This window comes from Empedobacter sp. 225-1, assembly GCF_030328185.1.
Lineage (GTDB): Bacteria > Bacteroidota > Bacteroidia > Flavobacteriales > Weeksellaceae > Empedobacter > Empedobacter stercoris.
In genome coordinates, this window is the sequence record NZ_JACALO010000086.1 from 1 (window position 1) to 1,492 (window position 1,492).

General features: G+C 30.8%; 1 protein-coding gene. It reads left to right on the forward strand.

Annotated features, from left to right (window positions below):
* The first annotated feature begins 76 nt into the window (after positions 1-76).
* A protein-coding gene (locus HX088_RS13825; protein WP_502875141.1) for an IS3 family transposase occupies positions 77-1,434 on the forward strand; the annotation gives its coding sequence in 2 pieces (ribosomal slippage) (positions 77-412 and positions 415-1,434; 1,356 coding nt in all).
* Positions 1,435-1,492: the final 58 nt, after the last annotated feature.

Consider the following 1,492-nt stretch of genomic DNA (forward strand, 5'->3'; position numbering starts at 1 on the left):
TGTAAATCGTCAGCAAAAAGTGGACATCTAAGACCTAAAATTTAAGGTAGTGTTTTAAAAATCATTAACTTTAATTATGGCAACATCCAAAAAACCAACTCCAGAGAAATATGTAAAAGATATTCGTCAAAATACAAGACGAATATTTACAGCGGAACAAAAGATTTTAATTGTAATGGAAGCTTTACGAGCAGAAACTTCGATAGCTGAACTTTGTAGAAAATATAGTATTAGTCAATCTCAATTTTATAAGTGGAATAAAGAATTTCTAGAAGCTGGAAAAAAGCGATTGTCTGGAGATATTACTCGAGAAGCTACAAGTGACGATGTAAGTGAATTACGTAAAGAAAACCAGCGTTTAAAAGAGATTGTAGCTGATTTGGTTGTACGTTATGATATCGTAAAAAAAACCTTGAACTCGTTGGATTAAAAACAAAATTCAAGAAATATATGCGATTATCAGCAAGTGAAAAACACGAAATTATACAGATTGTAACTCGCTCTGAAATTGGAGTTAAACGTACTTTAGAGGAGTTCGGAATTGCACGGAGTACCTTCTATAAATGGTACTCAAATTATTTAGAAAATGGATTTGAAGGTTTAGAATCAAAAAATTATTCAACCCATCGAAAATGGAATAGTATACCTGATTCTCAGAAGGATTTAATTGTAGAATTAGCGTTGGATTATCCTGAATTATCTGCTAGAGAATTGGCTTTTAAAATGACCGATGAATTAGGAATTTATATTTCAGAATCGAGTGTTTATCGAATATTAAAGCAGAGAGATTTAATTCCAGCACCCAATCATATTTTAATTTCAGCCGCAAACGAATTTAAAGATAAAACGAATTTTGTTCATCAAATGTGGCAGACTGATTTTACTTATTTTAAAATTATAGGATGGGGATGGTATTATTTGAGCACAATTTTAGACGATTACAGTCGATATATTATTCATTGGGAATTGTGTAGCTCCATGAAAGCTGAAGATGTGAAAAGAACTGTAAAAACAGCAATTGAAAAAGCGAAATTAAAGACGAAACAGAAACCAAAATTATTATCGGATAATGGACCTTGTTATGTGTCAAGTGAACTAAAAGATTACTTGAAAAATACGCAAAAAATGGAGCATGTTAGAGGTAAACCACTACACCCGCAAACACAAGGGAAAATCGAAAGGTATCATAGAACAATGAAAAATGTAGTAAAATTAGATCATTATTATCATCCTGATGAGCTGAAAGAAGCTCTAAATAAGTTTGTAGAAAATTATAACAATTGTAGGTATCATGAGGCTTTGAACAACCTTACTCCTTCGGATGTTTATTTTGGTAGAGCAGATAAAATTTTAGAACAAAGAGCAATTATTAAACAACAAACAATTGCAAAAAGAAGGCAATTGTATTATCAAGAAAAAATAATAAATTTATAAACCAAACACTCTCTTAATTTTTAGAAAGAGGTGTCTCATTTATTTTGACAACATACAT